The sequence below is a fragment of the Pseudoblastomonas aquimaris genome, from assembly GCF_035481675.1.
In the GTDB taxonomy this organism is placed as follows: Bacteria; Pseudomonadota; Alphaproteobacteria; order Sphingomonadales; family Sphingomonadaceae; genus Alteriqipengyuania_B.
In genome coordinates this window covers 771,779-785,498 of record NZ_JAYJJW010000001.1, presented here as the reverse complement: position 1 = coordinate 785,498, position 13,720 = coordinate 771,779, and the positions used below count along the sequence as shown (strand labels likewise).

The 13,720-nt window shown below is 66.6% G+C and carries 14 protein-coding genes; 10 read left to right on the top strand and 4 right to left on the bottom strand.

Annotated elements, in window-relative coordinates:
• The first annotated feature begins 12 nt into the window (after window positions 1–12).
• Genes VCJ71_RS03760 through VCJ71_RS03745 form a run of 4 tightly spaced genes read left to right on the top strand, consistent with a single transcriptional unit; the run spans window position 13 to window position 3,115 of the window.
• A complete protein-coding gene (locus VCJ71_RS03760; protein ID WP_324639208.1) occupies window positions 13–819 on the top strand; it encodes a 4-(cytidine 5'-diphospho)-2-C-methyl-D-erythritol kinase in 807 nt (268 codons plus the stop codon).
• Window positions 816–1,544, top strand: coding sequence for an N-formylglutamate amidohydrolase (locus VCJ71_RS03755; RefSeq protein WP_324639207.1), 729 nt, complete (start codon window positions 816–818; stop codon window positions 1,542–1,544). The genes VCJ71_RS03760 and VCJ71_RS03755 overlap by 4 nt, the downstream gene beginning before the upstream one ends.
• Window positions 1,541–1,903 carry a hypothetical protein gene (locus VCJ71_RS03750; protein WP_324639205.1) on the top strand — a complete coding sequence of 121 codons (363 nt, stop codon included), beginning with the start codon at window positions 1,541–1,543 and terminating at the stop codon, window positions 1,901–1,903. The genes VCJ71_RS03755 and VCJ71_RS03750 overlap by 4 nt, the downstream gene beginning before the upstream one ends.
• A gap of 9 nt (window positions 1,904–1,912) precedes the next feature.
• The gene (locus VCJ71_RS03745) at window positions 1,913–3,115 is read left to right on the top strand and encodes a class I SAM-dependent RNA methyltransferase (RefSeq protein ID WP_324639204.1); all 1,203 of its coding nucleotides are present in this window, start codon (window positions 1,913–1,915) and stop codon (window positions 3,113–3,115) included.
• Here the strand turns inward: VCJ71_RS03745 and VCJ71_RS03740 are convergent.
• From VCJ71_RS03740 to VCJ71_RS03725, 4 genes are read right to left on the bottom strand one after another with little or no spacing between them, the layout of a single operon-like run.
• Window positions 3,071–3,850 (bottom strand): hydrolase 1, exosortase A system-associated, encoded by a 780-nt coding sequence (locus tag VCJ71_RS03740; protein ID WP_324639202.1) that lies wholly within the window; start codon window positions 3,848–3,850, stop codon window positions 3,071–3,073. The genes VCJ71_RS03745 and VCJ71_RS03740 overlap by 45 nt on opposite strands.
• Complete coding sequence (locus tag VCJ71_RS03735; RefSeq protein WP_324639201.1) at window positions 3,847–4,506, bottom strand: hypothetical protein; 660 nt, start codon at window positions 4,504–4,506, stop codon at window positions 3,847–3,849. The genes VCJ71_RS03740 and VCJ71_RS03735 overlap by 4 nt, the downstream gene beginning before the upstream one ends.
• Before the next feature lie 9 nt (window positions 4,507–4,515).
• Entirely contained in the window at window positions 4,516–4,836 is a 321-nt protein-coding gene (locus tag VCJ71_RS03730) for a phosphopantetheine-binding protein (protein WP_324639199.1), read from the bottom strand.
• Between the two features lie 33 nt (window positions 4,837–4,869).
• Window positions 4,870–5,565, bottom strand: a complete 696-nt coding sequence (locus VCJ71_RS03725) for a GNAT family N-acetyltransferase (RefSeq protein WP_324639198.1) — start codon at window positions 5,563–5,565, stop codon at window positions 4,870–4,872.
• Between the two features lie 311 nt (window positions 5,566–5,876).
• Between VCJ71_RS03725 and VCJ71_RS03720 the strand changes: the two genes are divergently transcribed.
• The 6 genes from VCJ71_RS03720 to VCJ71_RS03695 all read left to right on the top strand — a co-directional run bounded on the left by VCJ71_RS03720 (window position 5,877) and on the right by VCJ71_RS03695 (window position 13,708).
• The gene (locus tag VCJ71_RS03720; protein ID WP_324639196.1) at window positions 5,877–7,403 is read left to right on the top strand and encodes an acyl-CoA ligase (AMP-forming), exosortase A system-associated; all 1,527 of its coding nucleotides are present in this window, start codon (window positions 5,877–5,879) and stop codon (window positions 7,401–7,403) included.
• Window positions 7,400–8,641, top strand: a complete 1,242-nt coding sequence (locus VCJ71_RS03715; RefSeq protein ID WP_324639195.1) for a pyridoxal-dependent decarboxylase, exosortase A system-associated — start codon at window positions 7,400–7,402, stop codon at window positions 8,639–8,641. Before VCJ71_RS03720 ends, VCJ71_RS03715 begins: the two co-directional genes overlap by 4 nt.
• A 150-nt stretch (window positions 8,642–8,791) precedes the next feature.
• Window positions 8,792–9,439, top strand: a complete 648-nt coding sequence (locus tag VCJ71_RS03710; RefSeq protein WP_324639194.1) for an XrtA/PEP-CTERM system exopolysaccharide export protein — start codon at window positions 8,792–8,794, stop codon at window positions 9,437–9,439.
• 15 nt (window positions 9,440–9,454) lie between these two features.
• Complete coding sequence (locus tag VCJ71_RS03705) at window positions 9,455–10,978, top strand: XrtA system polysaccharide chain length determinant (protein WP_324639193.1); 1,524 nt, start codon at window positions 9,455–9,457, stop codon at window positions 10,976–10,978.
• Window positions 10,979–10,992: 14 nt separating this feature from the next.
• Window positions 10,993–12,042, top strand: a complete 1,050-nt coding sequence (locus tag VCJ71_RS03700) for an AAA family ATPase (protein WP_324639192.1) — start codon at window positions 10,993–10,995, stop codon at window positions 12,040–12,042.
• Between the two features lie 4 nt (window positions 12,043–12,046).
• Window positions 12,047–13,708 carry a porin family protein gene (locus VCJ71_RS03695; RefSeq protein ID WP_324639190.1) on the top strand — a complete coding sequence of 554 codons (1,662 nt, stop codon included), beginning with the start codon at window positions 12,047–12,049 and terminating at the stop codon, window positions 13,706–13,708.
• Window positions 13,709–13,720 lie beyond the last annotated feature (12 nt).

Genomic DNA, 13,720 nt, shown 5'->3' with positions numbered 1-13,720 from the left:
GGGGAGGACGCAATGCGCGAAACCGCTTACGCCAAGATCAATCTCGCGCTGCATGTGCGGCGGCGGCGGGAGGACGGGTATCACGAGCTTGAGACCCTGTTCGCCTTCGTCGATGCGGGTGACGTGCTGACGGCGCAACGTGCGGCGGCGGACCGCGTGACCACGCTCGGCCCCTTCGCCAAGGGTATCGACGATCCTTTCGACAATCTCGTCGCCAGGGCGCTGTCCGTCCTGCCCCATGACGGCGGACTCGACGTGACGCTCGAAAAGAACCTGCCCGTCGCAGCTGGCTTGGGCGGCGGTTCGGCTGACGCGGGGGCGGTCTTCCGCATCATCCGCGAGATGCAGGGCCTGCCGGACGACTGGCGGAAGCGCGCCGCGCGGCTTGGTGCGGATGTGCCCGCATGCGTCGACAGCGTCACATGCGCCGGGCGCGGCATCGGGGAAGAGCTGTCGCCGATCGAGAACGACCTTGCCGGGACGCCGGTGCTGCTCCTCAACGATGGCACGAGGATGCCCACCGGCCCGGTGTTCGCCGCATGGGACGGGCAGGATCGCGGTTCCATGCCCGAAGGATCAGCCGCCGACATCGCCCGCGCCGGCCGCAACGACCTGGAGGCACCGGCCCTGTCGATCGCGCCGCAAATCGGGAAAGTGCTGGAACTGCTCCGCGATTGGCCTACCTCTCTCGTCAGGATGTCGGGATCGGGCGCGACCTGTTATGCGCTCTACGAAGACGAGGCCGCCTGCGCCGAACACGCGGCGAAGATTGCCGCCGACCGGCCCGAATGGTGGCAGATGAGAGGATGTTTGCGATGATCGACGGCCAGCCTTACCGCCAGGTGGGTGATGTGGCGCCCGCCCGGATCGTGCTGGTGGCGGACCACGCCTCCAACTTCGTGCCCGACGAGGTCGAACTGGGCGTCGACCCCAGCCTGCTCGACAACCACATCGCCGTGGACATCGGGGTGGAAGGCGTCGCCGACCGGCTAGCCCGTCGTCACGGCATTCCGGCGCACATCGCCTGCGTCAGCCGGCTCGTATGCGACCTCCACCGCGAGCCGGACAATCCGGCCGCTGTGCCGACCACTAGCGACGGCCACCTGATCCCCGGCAATATCGGCGCGGACTTCGACCGCCGCATTCGCACTTATCATGCACCCTATCACGATGCGCTTGCCAAGTGGCTGGACGCGACCAATCCGGCGCTGATCATTTCGCTACACAGCTTCACGCCGAAGCTGGAAAGCGCAGGCGAGCAGCGCGAAGTGGAAATCGGGCTGCTCTACAACCAGGACGATCGCGCCGCGCGACATGCCATCCGCCTGTTCAGCGAGCAGAACCTGAACGTGGGCGATAACGAGCCTTATTCCGGCAAGGAACTGAACGCGACGATGAACCGCCATGCCGAGGCGCATGGCAGGCCCTACTGCGCGATCGAAATCCGCAACGACCTGATCTCGACAGAGGCGGGCCAGGCCCGCTTCGCCGCGATGATCGCCGACATTGCCGGGCGCGTCTTGCTGGCGCTGGAGACGGAATGACGCGCTGCGCTTTCGTGCTGGCGGTACCGGCGCTTGCCGCGTGCAGCGCCGGCGACCCGCCGCCCGATCCCGCTTCGCTGGTCGATTGCGCGGTCGGCGGGGCGGAGGAGTTTGCGCGCGATTGCTCCGTGGAACGCGCTCGTGTGGATGGGGAAGAGATGCTCGTGGTCAGGCATCCCGACGGCGGTCTGCGCCGCTTTTTGGTGAAAGCGGACCGCACGGGGCTCGCCGCGGCGGACGGCGCATTCGAGGCGACGAACTTGGTATCCGGCGACATGCTCGAAGTGCGGGTGCAGAACGACCGCTTTCGCTTCCCCGCCGCGCTGGACCGGATCGGCGCGGCTCCCGCAGAGCGCTGACCCCGAACCATGTCCGAAGCTGAACAAATCATCCGCATTGCTGCGCGCGGCGACGGTGTCACCGCCGGCGGTACTCATGTGGCCGGCGGGGTCACCGGCGACGCGCTGCTGCCCGACGGGTCGCTGGAACGTGGCCCGCACCACGTCGATCCGCCGTGCCGCCATTTCGAACGCTGCGGCGGTTGCCAGCTGCAGCGTATGGACGAGGACATCCTCGCCGAATTCGTGCGTTCCCGCGTTGCCAACGCCGCCGAAGGCCAGGGCTTGCCGACCGACATCGTGACGCCGGCCTACCTGTCCCCGCCGAAGTCACGCCGCCGGGCGACCTTGCATGCGATCAACGGCGGCGGGCGGCCTGTCATCGGGTTTCGCGAGGCCCGCTCGCACCAGGTGGTGGACCTGAAGGAATGCCATGTGCTGGCGCCGGAACTGTTCACGCTGGTCGAGCCGCTGCGGCAGCTGCTGTCGCACTGGCCGGGCAAATATGCCTGCGACATCGACCTTGCCTGCGCCGAGCAAGGCGTTGCCTGCGATATCCGCAAGCTGACATTCGAGGGGCTCGATCAAACCCAGGCGTTGCTCGACTTTGCCCAAGGCGAAGGGCTTACGCGCCTCACCATCGACCAAGGTTACGGCACCGAGGCCATCTGGGAGCCGGAGCCGGTCTCGATTGACCTTGGCGGTATCTCGGTGGGTTTTCCTGCGGGAGCCTTCCTGCAAGCCACGGCGGACGGCGAGGCGGCCCTGGTGGGCGCTGCGAGGGAGTGGCTGGGCGATTGCGCGCGAATTGCCGACCTTTTTTCGGGGCTCGGCACCTTTGCCTTCGCCTTGAGAGACGGTGCGAAGATCGACGCTTACGAAGCCTCGCGCGATAGCAGTCTTGCCTGCCTTCTGGCGTCACGACGTCGGCAGGCGGGGGTGGAAGCGCACCACCGCGACCTGTTCCGCAATCCGCTGCGCGCGGGCGAGTTGGCACCTTTCGACGGCGTAGTTCTCGACCCGCCTCGCGCCGGGGCGAAGGAGCAGGTGGGGCAACTTGCCGCCTCGGCAGTGCCGCGCATCGTCTACGTCAGCTGCAATCCGCAAAGCTGGGCAAAGGACGCAAAAGTGCTGGTCGAAGGGGGGTATGAGTTGCGGGAAATCCGCCCTGTCGGGCAGTTCCGCTGGTCAACCCATGTAGAGCTTGTCAGTTTCTTCGAGCGCAGAGAATAACTGCACTTCCAGCCACTTGAGTGCGCCGCCTGAGAAGCCGTGGTCGGCAGTTTCGTGGACATGCAGGCGGGGATCGGACCTATCCCAGCTTTCCAGGAACGCGCGTCCGGTGCGATCGCGCCTGGCAATCAAGATGCGGGTCGGCCCGGAAAGTCCAGCGATACCGGCGGCCAGCGGGTTGGCAGGTTGGGACGCGGCGGCCTGCCTGAGCCCGCGCAAGAGCTTCGCCAGCGAAACTTCGCCGCGCAGCAAGCGCAGCCACTGGCGCGGATCCTTCAGTCGCGAGGCGTAGCGTTCGCGGACCTCGGCCGGCGCCGTGTCGGTGGACGCCGAATTTTCGAAAACCCAAGGATTGGCAAGAACTTGCGCATCGAAGGTGACATTCCGGTGGAGCACGATGGCGCTCGCCCCGTCGCAATTGCCGAATGCCACCACGCGCTTCATCGCGGGGACTTCGCGGCGGAATGTGGCCAATGCGGCCGCGATATCCTCGCCGCTATCGCGGTATGAGCGGTTGGCCCCTTCGCTGTCTCCGACACCGCGCCGGTCGAAACGGAACACGGGGTAGCCCGCGGCAGCTATGCGGGCTGCGAGCCGCGCCTGGCCGCCGAAAGCACCCGCGCGGGTCTCGTTGCCGCCGCTGACGATGAGCAAGCCGGTCTTGCCGGTCGCCTCGTCAAGTGTGCCGGCGCAGCCATCGCCCAGCACTTCGAATGCGACGTGCCGCCGGGTCATTGTTGGGCTTCCGCCACTATCAGCGCCGCCATCGCACTGACCTGGTCCGCATCGTGGTCCGGCTCGGCCCGCAGCCAAAGGCCCGCGCCCGGCAATTCCGCCTTCTCGATGGTGCGCCTGCGCGACGGCGGCATATTGTCCGCGTCCGCCAGTCCGGCGATCATCTGCGGCCCGAGTGCGTATCCGGCCAGCTCCAGTCCCTCGGTCCGTCCGCGTTCGAGCAGCGCGGCGCTCGTCTCCTCGCGGCCCGCCTCCCGCGCGGCAAGTGTCCGCCCACGGAGCATGGACTTGAGCTGTTTTGCAGGGGGCAGGGGGGCGTAGTCCCAACCAGGCAAGTCGGGCGCAAGTGCCGCTCCCGCACGGATCGTAAGGATATGTGTGGCCTGAAAATGCTGTGCCGCGGCGGCCATTTCATCCGCCCAGCCGGCAAGCGTTTGCTGCGACAAACCGGCGAGGCTTTCGTTCTGGCCGGGAAGGTCGGGCAGGAAGGCGTCGAGCCCTGCCGCATCGAGCGCGCGCATCAGCTGGGCCGTGAAATGCCGCAGCTTGTTGCTTTCATCGAACAGGGCAGGGCTGACGAGGATCCGGTAATCGCGCCCTGAATCGAAGCACAGGGCAAATTCGTCACCCGTCCGGCAAGGCCAGGTGCTCAGCATGGGAGGGCCTTAGCCCGCGGTGCGCTTGCCGTGGGCAAAATCGAGCAGCCCGCCATAGGTTTCCAGCATTTCCCCGTCGACGTCGTCGTCGTCGATGGTGATGTCGAGCCGGTCTTCCATCTCGGTGAGGAGGCCGGCGACGGCCATGGAATCGAGTTCGGGAAGATGTCCGAACAGGCCCGTGTCCTCTTCGAACTCCGCGACCTGCTCGTCGGAAAGGCCGAGGACATCGGCGCAGATCGTCCTGAGGAGGACATCCGTTTGCCCGCGCGTCGGCGCGCCAGGCGTAGTTTCCTCGGCCACAGCGCCGGTCTGTTCCTGCTGGTCCATTGTGGCTGTCGCCCCCGATTGCTTGCGCGCGCTCTAGCCACGTGCTTGCCGGGAGGCAAGATAGGCGCGCGGATTGCGGAGCAGCTTGCGGGCGAGACGCGGCCAGGCGCGCGGTTGGCGCGGATCGTAGGCGAGCAGGCGATAGCGCGTGCGCACCTGCTCCATCCAGTCGCGCTTGTAGGCATCGTCGCCCGTCCCGAAATCGACGAGCAAGACGCCATCATTGTCGATCACGTGACGGAACAGCGCCGCGCTCAGCACCGTCCCGGCCGACAGCGGTTGGCCCGCATCGGTGTGGGCGAGCTTGTGGATGTAAGCAGTGCCGTTTTCCACCGTCCAGAATTGCGCTGCGACCAGCTCGCCTTCGTGATAGGCAAGACCGAGGCGCAGCCGTCCGGCCTCGCCTTCCTGCGACGCGAATTCCCGTAACATGGCGGGCAGCCCTTCTTCGGGCTTCCAGCTGGCGGCATAGACCTGTTCGTAAGCCTGCCATGCATGTTGATGAAAATCGGAAAAAATCTCGCAAGTGACTTTCTTGGACTTGCGCTTGATCGTGGTGCGCAGGCGTCCCGGACGATCGGCAAGGTAGGCCGCATAGTCCCGGCCACGAAGGTCCAGCACGTGGTTCACGTCGCACGCCTCGAGCGCGGCAACCCAGCCAGCGGAGCGGAATGCTGCGAGAAGCGCGCTCGCCGTGCCGTCGTCATCGGCCAGCGGACCGAGCGACACTAGTGCCGCAGACCGGCGCAGGCCTCGCGCCAGATCGGCAAAGCCTTTCCGCTCCCCGAACGGATGCCAGGTGAAGCTGTACCAATTCGCAGATGCGCGGACCCCGCCCTCATCCTCCACAATAACGAATGCAGAACAATCATTTGCGGCTATTGTTTGTGAAGCGCTATCATGCCTCGCAAGCAGGCCGAACCACTCGGGACGTGCAAAGGGACCCTTCGCCGTTTCGGCGAAGGCTTGCAGTTTGGTAACCACGTCGTGATAGCTGCCGCCGTCCACCGCGTTCCTTGCCCCCTGTCGACCCGAGGCCCATGCCCCAGCCGCCCGATCCCGATCCGCGTCCGCTCGATCACCTTGCCGAAAGAGGCAGGGCGGACGCGCCTGCGCTCGTGCTCAAGGATCGCACGCTTAGCCATGGTGACTTAAGAACCCGTGTCGCGCAATTGGCGGGCTGGCTCGCCGAACGAATTCCAAAGAAGGGCGCGCACGTGGCGAGCTGGGCCGCCAAGGGCGAGCTTACCTGCCTGCTGCCGCTGGCCGCCCCGCGGGCAGGCCTTGTGCACGTGCCGATCAACCCGCTGCTCAAGCGGGCGCAGGCGGCGCATATCCTGGCCGATAGCGGTTCGGTGCTGCTGATCGCCAACGAAGCGCGACTGGCGTCACTCGAAAGCGGCGACATCCCCGCAAGTTGCGAGACGCTTTCGGAAGGGAGCCTGTGGGATGACGTCGCGCAGTCGGACGCAGCGCTGCCCCCCTCCGATGCCGATCCGGACGCCCTGGCGGCAATCCTCTACACCAGCGGCAGCACCGGCCGGCCCAAGGGCGTCATGCTGAGCCATGCGAACCTGTGGCTGGGTGCCGTCAGCGTGGCCCATTATCTCAAGCTGTCCGCCGACGACGTCACTCTGGCAGTCCTGCCGCTGAGCTTCGATTACGGCCAGAACCAGCTGCTCTCGACGTGGTATGCGGGCGGCTGCGTGACGCCGCTCGACTATCTCTTCCCTCGCGACGTGGTGAAAGCCTGCGCCCGGCATGGCGTCACGACGCTCGCTGCGGTGCCGCCGCTCTGGGTCCAGCTGTCGGAGCTCGACTGGCCGGGCGACGCCACGGCTGCGATGCGGCGGCTCACCAACAGCGGCGGCGCATTGACGCCCGACCTCGTGAGGGCGCTGCGGGCCGATTTCGCCGACGCCGATATCTACGCGATGTACGGCCTGACCGAGGCATTCCGATCGACCTATCTCGATCCCGGACTGATCGACGCCAATCCGGCCTCCATGGGCACAGCGATCCCCTTTGCCGAAATCCTCGTCGTTGCCGATGACGGCACGGTGCCAGGGGCGGGCGAGGAGGGCGAACTGGTCCATTGCGGGCCCCTGGTGGCGCAAGGCTATTGGCAGGATGCGGAACGCACGGCGGAACGGTTCAAGCCGGCACCGGCAGCATCGCGCTATGGCGGCACGGCGGTGTGGTCCGGCGACCGCGTGAAGCGGGATGCGGACGGTTTGCTCTATTTCGTCGGCCGCCGCGACGCCATGATCAAGAGCAGCGGCAACCGCATCAGCCCGCTGGAAATCGAGGAAGCGGCGCTTGCCTCCGGCCTCGTGGCCGAAGCCTGCGCGCTCGGCGTTCCCGACGCCAAGCTGGGCCATGCGGTCCATCTCGTAGTCCGTCCCGCAGACGATACGCCGATGGAGGACCCGGCCTTGGCGAAGAAGCTTGCGCGGCAACTGCCGAATTTCATGCAGCCGCAGGTCATCCACTGGCGCCAGTCGATGCCGCTCAACCCGAACGGAAAAATCGACCGCACTGCCCTGATGCAGGAGATCGCCGCATGAAACCGACAGGGCCCATCCCGGCGGGGTTCACCGCGACAGGCGGCCAGCTCGTCATCGGCGCGAAGACCGCGGACGAGTGGATCGCCGAGGCGGGCGGAACGCCGCTGTTCGTCTATAGCGAGGCGCGGATGCAGGCGCAGATGGCGGCCCTGCGCGATGCGATGCCGCACCGCCTGTCGATCCATTACGCGATCAAGGCTAACCCGTTTCGCGGGGTCATCGACGCGATGGCGCCGCTGGTGGACGGATTCGACATCGCAAGCGGCGGCGAGCTGGCGATGCTGATGGAGGCCGGGATCGATCCCGCCATCGTCAGCTTCGCCGGACCCGGCAAGCGGGACGAGGAATTGCGCGACGCAATCGCCGCCGGGGTGACGCTGAATTGCGAGAGCGAGGGCGAAGTCGAACGCGCGCTCGCCATCGGGCAGGCGACCGGACACACGCCGCGCTTGGCGATCCGGGTCAATCCGGATTTCGAGCTCAAAGGCTCCGGCATGAAAATGGGCGGCGGGGCGAAGCCGTTCGGTGTCGATGCCGAGCGCGTACCCGCGCTTGCGCGCCGGATTGCCGAGGGCGAGGCGGAATGGCGCGGGCTGCATATCTACACCGGCAGCCAGGCCCTCGATCATGAGGCGCTGATCGAAACGCTCGGCAATATCCTCGATCTCGCCTTGCGCCTTTGCCGCGAGGCCGGGGTAGGGCTGCCGCATCTCAACATGGGGGGCGGCTTCGGCATCCCCTATTTCCACGGCGACGAACCGCTCAACATCGCGCCCATCGGCTCATTCTTGGGGGAGCGTTTCGCCGACCTGCCGGAAGAATTCGCCGCAACCGAATACGCGATCGAACTCGGTCGATACCTCGTCGGGGAAGCGGGGGTCTACCTGACGCGCATCGTCGAACGAAAGGAAAGCCACGGGCACACGTTCCTCGTCACCGACGGCGGCCTGCATCACCAGCTCGCCGCATCGGGCAATTTCGGCACGGTCATCCGCCGCAATTATCCGGTCGCAATCGCCAACCGGTTCGATGCACCGGCAGAGGAGGTCGCGAGCATTGTCGGGTGCCTGTGCACCCCACTCGACCGTCTCGCCGATGCAGTCGAGTTGCCGCAGGCCGGGGTGGGCGACGTGGTGGCGGTGTTCTGCGCCGGGGCCTACGGTGCCACGGCCAGCCCGGCGCAGTTCCTCGGCCAGGGGCCGGCGCGCGAGATCATGGCCCCGGCCACCGGCTCCTAACGCACGTTAACCTTTGAAGGGCCGCAGTCCCGGCTTGGGACGCCGCCGATTAACGCCGTTTGGCTAACGGTATATTCACCCTTTTCCGCCATCCCGCATCGTGGATCCGCAGGCTCTGTCGCCTGCAAATTTGCGAAGGATGGAGGACGTATGTCCGCGAAACGTATCAATTCCCTGCTCGCTGGCACAGCGATGGCCGTGCTCGGCCTGACCGGTTGCGCAGGCGCGGGTTCCGGCCCCGAACTGCCGTCCGTCCAGCACGTCCCGCTGCAGGAGGGGCCGAGCGAGGAATATATCATCGGCCCGCTCGACGAGCTGACCATCCACGTCTGGCGCAATCCGGAACTCAGCGCCGAAAGCGTGCAGGTCCGCCCAGACGGGCGCATCACGACGCCGCTGGTCACGGATATGCCGGCGGTCGGCAAGACGCCCGCCATGCTGCAGGAGGACATCCGCCTGCAGCTTAGCCAGTATATTTCCGAGCCGATCGTGTCGGTCATCGTGACGAATTTCGCAGGCACGTTCAGCCAGCAGGTCCGCATCGTCGGTGCGACCGCGCAGCCGGCCTCGATCCCCTACCGCGCGAACATGACCGTGCTCGACGCAATGATCGCTGTCGGCGGCCTCAGCGAATACGCCAGCGGCAACCGCGCGAAGCTGATCCGGTTCGACCGAGAGAGCGGCCAGCAGCGCGAATACCGCCTGCGCCTCGCCGACCTGCTGAAGGACGGCGACAGCTCCGCCAACGTGATGCTGCGTCCGGGCGACGTGGTGATTATCCCGGAAAGCAATTTCTAAGGCGGCACCGACCCCATGAACCAGATCCTCGAAGAACTGCGCATCGCGCTCTATTCCGTCTGGAACCGGCGCTGGCTGGCGCTCGGCGTGGCGTGGGGCGTGTGCCTGCTGGGTTGGGCGGCCATCGCCTTCATCCCCAACAGCTACGAAAGCCGCAGCCGTATCTTCGTGCAGCTGGACGATGCGCTCGCGCAGCAGATCGGCATCGGCGCGGGCAATCGCGAGAAGGATATCCAGCGCGTCCGCCAAACGCTGACGAGCGCCATCAACCTCGAGAAAGTCGTACGCTCCACGCGCATCGGCGAAGACGTGACCTCTCCCCGGCAGATGGAAATCGCGGTCGAGGAGCTGGCCGAGAACATCCAGGTCAGCAGCGAGCAGGAAAGCCTGTTCACGATTACCGCCAGCAGCGGCCGGAGCGACCTGTCCGATGGCGAGAACGCCGTGCTGGCGCAGGACATCGTACAGAAGATGATCGACATCTTCCGCGAAGAGAACCTCGCCGGCGGGCGCGGTGAAATGCGCGAATCCATCACGTTCCTCGACCAGCAGCTGGCCGAGCGGCAGGCCGAACTGGAAGAGGCCGAACAGCGCCGCCTGGCGTTCGAGGCCGAGAACCCCGAACTGATCGGCGGCGCGGCCGCCATCGGCGCACAGCTTGCCAACACGCGCAGCGAGTTGCGCGCCGTTGAAAGCGACCTAGCGGCTGCACAGAGCGCGCTTGCCGCTATCGAGGGCCAGCTCGGCAACACGCCGCGCACCATCGCCGGTTCCGCGCCGCAGGGCGCCGCGAGCGCCGCGCTCGCACAGGCACGCTCGCAGCTCGCCGGGCTGAAAGGCCGCGGCCTGACCGACAGCCACCCCGACGTGATCGCGATGAACCGCCAGATCGAGGCGCTGCGCCCGCAAGCCGCGGCCGAAGGTGCCGGCGGCACTTCGTCGATGAACCCGGCGTACAGTTCCCTGCTTTCGATCAAGGCGGAACGGCAGGCGAATGTCACCGCGCTGCAATCGCGCAAGGCCGCGCTCAGCACGGAGATCGCGCAGACGATGGCAAGCCAGGCGCAAGAGCCGGGCGTGGCCGCCGAAGCGACCCGCATCAGCCGCGATTACGAGGTGCTGCGCGAACAATACGACAAGCTGCTGCAGGACCGCGAGGAACTGAAGCTACGCGGCTCGGTGGAAACCGAGCGCAGCGCGATCAAGTTCGAAGTCATCGATCCGCCCACCAGCCCGCGCGTGCCGGCCGCGCCGAACCGCCCGCTGCTGCTGGCAGCCGTGCTGGTGCTCGGCCTTGGTGCGGGGGCGGGCGTCGCGTTCCTCGCCGGCCAGATCGGCTCCGGCTTCCAGACGGCCGCAGGGCTCGAAAAGGCACTTGAACTGCCGGTGATCGGTACCGTTTCGACCAGCCCGACGCCGGCAAGCAAGATCCTCGCCCACAAGCGCCTGAAACAATTCGCGATGGCGGGCGGCGGGCTCGCGGCGGTGTTCGTGATCCTTGTCGGGGTCGAATTCGTGCAGCGCGGCATGGTGGCCTGAGGGGGAACGGGACAATGACCGAACACAGCAAGATTCCCGTGCCCGACAGCGGCGATGGCGAAGGCGAGGCGAAGAAGAATTCGCTGCTCGAGCGTGTGACCGACACGTTCGGCATCGGCGGCCTCAATGCCCGCCCGGTGCCGCGCGACCTCGCGCCGCCGCCTGCCAAGCGGGTGCGCAAGAAAGCCGAGAAAACCAAGGTCGTGGTCGAGAAGGTCGTGCCAGTTCCGGCTTCGGCTGCCGCGCCTGCTCCTGTAGCCCCGGCCGCTCAACCCGAACCGATAGCCGCAACGGAACCCCTCCCGGCTCCCGAACCCGAACTGCCGCGCGTCGATTTCACCTCGCCGCGCCAGACGATCGATCGCGACCGCCTGGAAGAGCAGGGCCTGATCATTCCGGAAAGCGGCTCCAGCCGGCTGCTCGAGGAATTCCGCATCCTGAAGCGGCAGGTGATGCAATCCGCCAAGGCCGGCGGCAATGGTTTCGGCCAACGCGTGCTGGTATGTTCGCCGCTTCCGGGCGAGGGCAAGACCTTCACCGCGTGCAACCTGGCGCTGGCGATGGCGGTCGAGAAGGACAGCGAAGTCGTTCTCGTCGATGCCGATTTCGCCAAGCCTTCCGTCCTGTCCACGCTCGGCCTCTCTGGCGGCAAGGGGCTGATGGATGCGCTGGCGGACGACCGGATCGATGTCGCCGACTGCGTCATCCGCACCGACATGCCGGGGCTGAGCGTCCTGCCTGCCGGTACGCAAACCGAACACGACAGCGAATATCTCGCCAGCGAGCGGACCAACGAGGTTCTCGCGCGGCTGACGCAGGGCGCGCCCAATCGTCTCGTCATTTTCGACAGCCCGCCTGCGCTTGCCGCTTCTCCCGCGGCAGAGCTGGCCGGGCATGTGTTGCAGGCGCTGCTGATCGCCCGCGCCGACCGCACCTCGCGCAGCTCGCTCGAGGATGCGGTGTCGCTCCTGGCCGACTGCCACGACATCAAGCTCGTACTCAATGCCACCAGTTTCAGCCCGAGCGGTCGCCGCTTCGGGACCTACTACGGTTACGGAGGGTAACCCCATGCGTTTCACCACCACCGCTCGCCTGGCGATTGCCGCAGCCCTGGTCCTGCCCGCGCAGGCCATGGCGCAGGAGCGCGAGGAAGGCCGCGAATATCGCGGGGAAAGCGAAGCTTCGGCCCAGCGGATCGAGGTCGAGCCCTATATCGAGGTGAACCAGATCCTGTTCGCGGAGCTCGATCCGGGCAACGACGTGGTGACCTACACCAGCGTCGCGGCGGGCATCGACACCTATATCGACGGGCGCAACACCGATGCGTCGGTCTCGCTGCGCTACGAACGACGCATCGGCTATGACGACAACGGCGTGGACGGCGACACGATCAGCGGCATCGCCCGTGCATCGACCGCCATCGTCCCGCGCAACGTATTCGTGGAGGCCGGCGCACTTGCCACCCGGACGTCCATCGAGGGCAACGGCGCGCTGTCCGACAGCTTCGGCGTGCAGGACGATCGCTCGACGCAGATCTATTCCGCCTATGCCGGGCCGAGCGTGCAGGGCCGCGTCGGCGATTTCCAGACCGAGGCGTCCTATCGCTTCGGCTACACCAAGGTCGAACAGCAGGACGTGGTTACCGCCAACCCTGCCATCGAGCCGATCGACGTGTTCGACGAAAGCACGGTGCATGCAGCGCAGGCGCGCATTGCCAGCCGTCCGGGCGAGGCCCTGCCGATCGGCGTGGGCGTCGGCTCAAGCTTCGTGCAGGAAGATATCTCCAACCTCGACCAGCGCGTGCGCGATTTCCGCGTGCGCGGCGATGTGACGGTGCCGGTCAGCTCGACCGTCGCCGTGGTCGGCGGCATCGGCTATGAGGACGTCGAGATTTCCAGCCGCGACGCCGTACGCGATCCGGTCACCGATGTACCGCTGCTCGGCCCCGACGGCCGCTTCGTTACCGACGACAGTGCACCGCGCACGATCGCGTACGAGGCCGACGGCCTGATCTGGGATGTCGGCGTGATGTGGCGCCCTTCGCGCCGCACCGCCGCGCAGGCCTATGTCGGGCGTCGTTACGGCTCCACCAGCTACTGGGGTAGCCTGTCCTACCAGCCCAATACGCGGACCAGCCTAAATGTCGGCGTCTACGACCAGGTGCAGGGCTTCGGTAACCAGCTGACCAGCACGCTGGCCGACCTTCCGACCAATTTCCGCGCCAATCGCGATCCGCTGACGGGCGACATCTTCGGCTGCGTCGGCGGCACGGAGGGCGCGACCTGCCTCAGCCCGGCGCTGGCTTCGGTCCGCTCCGGCACGTTCCGCTCGCGCGGCGTGGGGGCGACCTATGCCCGCAACCTCACCCGTTCGTCGTGGGGCCTCGGCCTCGGTTACGACAACCGCGAATATATCGGGGCGGAAGGGACCGTCTTGGCACTTGCCGATGGCATCGTGGACGAAAACTACTGGGCATCGGCCTTCTACAACACACAGATCGATCGCCGCTCCAGCTTCAACCTGAACGGCTATGCCAACCTGTTCCAGAGCGGCTTTGCCGACGATAGCGAGCTGGTGAACCTCGGCAGCACCGCGTCCTATTACCGTACGCTGGCAGCGGGCCTCTCGGCCTCGGCAGCGGTGGGGATCGACGGCGTGCTGCGCGACGACGAACTGCTCGAAGACCTGTGGACCGCGCGCGCCGCGCTCGGCCTGCGCTACACATTCTGATACCGGGGACGA

What these genes read in the sequence shown, in the direction of transcription:
- VCJ71_RS03755 (WP_324639207.1), top strand. Translation starts at nt 816, where the DNA reads ATGATCGACGGCCAGCCTTACCGCCAGGTGGGTGATGTGGCGCCCGCC.
- VCJ71_RS03710 (WP_324639194.1), top strand. Translation starts at nt 8,792, where the DNA reads ATGTCCGCGAAACGTATCAATTCCCTGCTCGCTGGCACAGCGATGGCC.
- VCJ71_RS03700 (WP_324639192.1), top strand. Translation starts at nt 10,993, where the DNA reads ATGACCGAACACAGCAAGATTCCCGTGCCCGACAGCGGCGATGGCGAA.
- VCJ71_RS03705 (WP_324639193.1), top strand. Translation starts at nt 9,455, where the DNA reads ATGAACCAGATCCTCGAAGAACTGCGCATCGCGCTCTATTCCGTCTGG.
- VCJ71_RS03715 (WP_324639195.1), top strand. Translation starts at nt 7,400, where the DNA reads ATGAAACCGACAGGGCCCATCCCGGCGGGGTTCACCGCGACAGGCGGC.
- VCJ71_RS03735 (WP_324639201.1), bottom strand. Translation starts at nt 4,506, where the DNA reads ATGCTGAGCACCTGGCCTTGCCGGACGGGTGACGAATTTGCCCTGTGC.
- VCJ71_RS03695 (WP_324639190.1), top strand. Translation starts at nt 12,047, where the DNA reads ATGCGTTTCACCACCACCGCTCGCCTGGCGATTGCCGCAGCCCTGGTC.
- VCJ71_RS03720 (WP_324639196.1), top strand. Translation starts at nt 5,877, where the DNA reads ATGCCCCAGCCGCCCGATCCCGATCCGCGTCCGCTCGATCACCTTGCC.
- VCJ71_RS03760 (WP_324639208.1), top strand. Translation starts at nt 13, where the DNA reads ATGCGCGAAACCGCTTACGCCAAGATCAATCTCGCGCTGCATGTGCGG.
- VCJ71_RS03750 (WP_324639205.1), top strand. Translation starts at nt 1,541, where the DNA reads ATGACGCGCTGCGCTTTCGTGCTGGCGGTACCGGCGCTTGCCGCGTGC.
- VCJ71_RS03740 (WP_324639202.1), bottom strand. Translation starts at nt 3,850, where the DNA reads ATGACCCGGCGGCACGTCGCATTCGAAGTGCTGGGCGATGGCTGCGCC.
- VCJ71_RS03730 (WP_324639199.1), bottom strand. Translation starts at nt 4,836, where the DNA reads ATGGACCAGCAGGAACAGACCGGCGCTGTGGCCGAGGAAACTACGCCT.
- VCJ71_RS03745 (WP_324639204.1), top strand. Translation starts at nt 1,913, where the DNA reads ATGTCCGAAGCTGAACAAATCATCCGCATTGCTGCGCGCGGCGACGGT.